Below are 3,581 nucleotides of genomic sequence, written 5' to 3' on the forward strand. Positions count from 1 at the left end.
CTGTTTTTCCGGGGTCTTGGGCTAGAAAAGAGCATAAGACCCGGCGGAGAAGGGCACCAAGGGCGCGAAGGCACCTCGCTGGCGGCCGGCACTTGCCCCCCCTCCCCCCCCCCCCCACGACGAGGCCCGCCGCCGCGGGCCCGGCGATCGCGCCGGCCTGCCAGCGCAGGGCGTTCAGCGCGGCCGCCGCGGCGAGCTGGTCGTGCGGGACGATCCGGGCCAGCAGTGAGTCCAGGGCGGGTCGTTGGAGTCCGGCGAGTGCCGCCACCCCGGCCGCCACCACGTATAGCGGCCACAGGCTGGGCCGCGGCAGCATCGCGTTCAGCAGCAGGACGGCCGCCAGCAGTCCGAGTCCCGCCTCGGTCAGCACGATGACCCTGCGCCGGTCCACCGCGTCCGCGAAGGCACCGCCGTACAGTCCGAAGACCACGAGCGGGACCAGTTCGACGGCGCCCATCACGCCCACCGCGAGCGGTGAGCCGGTGAGGTCCTTGATCTGGAGCGGCAGTGCGATCAGCGCCATCACGCTGCCGAGGTAGGTGACCAGGCCCTGCGTCCACAGGAGCCGGAAGTCCCGGGAGGAGCGCCAGGGTGCCAGGTCGGGCAGGAGCGCGGCGAGCTTGCGAGCCATGGCTCAGCGGTCCCCGGCGACCGCGGTCGTCGAGTGGTGGCGGCCGATCGGCAGTACGAGGGGCTTGCCGGAGACCGGGTCCTCGATGACGCGGCTCTCCATGCCGTACACGGCCCGGACCGTGTCCTCGGTCATCACTTCCCCGGTCGCTCCGGCGGCGTGCAGTCGTCCGGACGCCAGGGCGATGAGCCGGTCCGCGTAGCGGGCGGCCAGGTTGAGGTCGTGCAGCACCATGACGATGGTGGTGCCGCGGGTCCGGTTCAGGTCGGTCAGCAGGTCGAGGACCTCGATCTGGTGGCTGATGTCGAGGAACGTGGTGGGCTCGTCGAGCAGCAGCAGGTCGGTCTGCTGGGCCAGCGCCATCGCGATCCACACCCGCTGGCGCTGGCCGCCGGAGAGTTCGTCGACGGCCCGGTCCATCAGGTCGGTGGTGTGGGTGGCGTCCAGCGCGGCGGCGACCGCCGCGTCGTCCTTCGCCGTCCAGCGAGAGAAGGCGCGCTGGTGGGGGTGCCGGCCCCGGCCGACCAGGTCGAGGACCGTGATGCCCTCGGGGGTGACCGGCGACTGGGGCAACAGGCCCAGGGTGCGGGCGAGTTCCCTGGCGGGGGTGCGGTGGACCTCCCTGCCGTCCAGGACGACGCGGCCGGTGCGCGGGACGAGCAGCCGGGACATCGCGCGCAGCAGCGTCGATTTGCCGCAGGCGTTGGCGCCGACGATCACCGTGATCCGCCCGGCCGCGAGGGTCAGGTCCAGGCCCTCGATGACGGCACGGTCGCCGTAGCCGAGCGTGAGGGCCTCGGTGGCGAGGGTGTGGGACGCGGTCACAGTGAGCCTCCGGCCCGGTTGGTGCGGACGATCAGGTGGACGAGGTAGGGCGCGCCGAGGACGCCGGTGACGATGCCGACGGGGTAGCGGGTGTCGAAGGCGTACTGGCCGGTGAAGTCGGCGACCAGTACGAGCAGGGCGCCGACCAGTCCCGCGGGCACCAGCAGGGAGCCGCCGGTTCCCGTGAGCCGGGCGGCGATCGGTCCGGAGAGGAACGCGACGAACGCGATCGGTCCGGCGGCCGCCGTCGCGAACGCGATCAGCCCGACGGCCGCGACGATCACCGTGACGCGGGTGCGTTCGACGCGGACGCCGAGCGCGGACGCCGTGTCGTCGCCCAGGCTCAGCGCGCTCAGGTCGCCGGCCCGGGACAGCAGCACCGGGCCGCACACGAGTACGGCGAGGACGGCGGGCACGGTCTCCTCCCAGGTGGTGCCGTTGAGGCTGCCCGTGAGCCAGCGCATCGCCTCCTGGAGGTCCCATTCGCCGGCCTGCGACAGGACGTAGGAGGTGACGCTGTCGAGCATGGCGGCGACACCGATGCCGATCAGGATGAGCCGGGTTCCGGCGACCCCGTCGCGGAACGCGAGGGTGTACATGAGCAGCGCCACTCCGAGCGCGGCGGCGATCGCCACGATCGACACCCCGGTCCCGCTCATCGAGAAGGTCACGATGGCGAGGGCCGCAGCCGCGCTCGCTCCCGCGCTGATGCCGATGACGTCGGGGCTGGCGAGCGGGTTGCGGAGCATGGTCTGGAAGGTGACGCCGGCCATGCCGAAGCTGAATCCGGCGGTCAGCGCCAGTACCGCCCGCGGCAGCCGCAGCGTGCCGACGGTGAAGGAGGCGCCCGGCACCTGTTCGCCCAGGACCACGCGCAGCACGTCGCCGGCCGGGTAGAAGGTGTGGCCGGCCATGAGGGTCGTGACGAACGCGGCGACGACCAGCAGCAGGAGCGTCAGGACGAGGAGCCGGCGCCGGTACGCGCCGCGGACCCGCGCCCGGGTGACGGCCGCCGTCGTGGACGGGGCGCGGACGGCTGGGGCGCTCACAGGGACCTGACCTTTTGGCGTCGGACGATGTGGATGAAGAAGGGGGCACCGATGATCCCGGTCAGGATCCCCACGTCGATCTCGGCCGGCCGTGCCACGACCCGGCCCAGCACGTCCGCGGCCGTCAGGAGGATCGCGCCGCTCAGCGCGGAGAACGGCAGCAGCCAGCGGTGGTCGACGCCGACCAGGAGCCGGCAGACGTGCGGTACGAGGAGACCGACGAAGAGGATCGGCCCGGCGACGGCGGTGGACGCGCCGCACAGCACGACCGCGCCGAGCGCCGCGCCGGCCCGGACGAGGGCCACCCGTTCACCGAGTCCGGCGGCCAGGTCGTCGCCCAGTGCCAGCGAGTTGAGGGCCCGGGCGGAGACCAGGCAGATGACGAACCCGGCGCCGAGGAACGGCAGGACGCTGCCGAGCTGGTCGTAGGAGGCGCCTCCGACGCCGCCGATCTGCCACAGCCGGAAGGTGTCGGAGATGTCGTTGCGCGGCAGTACGACGGCGCTGACCAGCGAGGTGAGGGCGGCCGTGATGGCGGCGCCGGCGAGGGCCAGCTTCAGCGGGGTGGCGCCGCCGCGGCCCAGCGAGCCGATGGCGTACACGAAGCCGGCGGTCAGCGCCGCCCCGAGCATCGCCACCCAGATGTATCCGTCCACCGAGGCGAGCCCGAAGTAGGCGATGGCGGTGACCACGGCCAGGGAGGCGCCCATGTTGACGCCGAGGATGCCGGGATCGGCCAGCGGGTTGCGGGTGACGCCCTGCATGACCGCGCCGGAGAGTCCGAGGGCGGCGCCCACGACGACGGCGAGGAGCGTACGCGGTATGCGCTTGGCGACCGCCGCCTCCTCCAGGGTGGACTCCGCGCCGCCGAGCGCCGCCCACACGTCGGACCAGGCGACGCCGCGGGAACCGAAGGCGAGGGAGGCCGTCATGACGGCGATCAGGACCGCGGCGACCACGAGGAGCCACAGGACGCGGATGCGCGCCGGGCCCCCTACCCACCCCGTTCTCTATGAGGTTCGGGTGTCGGTAACCACCCCCTTAACTTTTTCGCCGGCTCAACAGACAACCCTCTA

4 protein-coding genes are annotated in these 3,581 nt (G+C 72.7%); all 4 read right to left on the reverse strand.

Annotated elements, in window-relative coordinates; translation table 11 throughout:
- Positions 1–631, reverse strand: a 631-nt coding sequence (locus ACFCZF_RS34290) for an MFS transporter (RefSeq protein WP_376674959.1), incomplete at its 3' end; no start/stop codon positions are given.
- A gap of 3 nt (positions 632–634) precedes the next feature.
- On the reverse strand, positions 635–1,456 hold the full coding sequence (locus ACFCZF_RS34295; protein ID WP_376674960.1) for an ABC transporter ATP-binding protein: 822 nt from the start codon (positions 1,454–1,456) through the stop codon (positions 635–637).
- A complete protein-coding gene (locus ACFCZF_RS34300; protein ID WP_376674961.1) occupies positions 1,453–2,505 on the reverse strand; it encodes a FecCD family ABC transporter permease in 1,053 nt (350 codons plus the stop codon). Before ACFCZF_RS34300 ends, ACFCZF_RS34295 begins: the two co-directional genes overlap by 4 nt.
- Entirely contained in the window at positions 2,502–3,437 is a 936-nt protein-coding gene (locus ACFCZF_RS34305; protein ID WP_376674982.1) for a FecCD family ABC transporter permease, read from the reverse strand. Before ACFCZF_RS34305 ends, ACFCZF_RS34300 begins: the two co-directional genes overlap by 4 nt.
- Between the last annotated feature and the right edge of the window lie 144 nt (positions 3,438–3,581).

Origin of the sequence: Streptomyces sp. NPDC056296, from assembly GCF_042268605.1 — a bacterium.
Classification (GTDB): Bacteria; Actinomycetota; Actinomycetes; order Streptomycetales; family Streptomycetaceae; genus Streptomyces.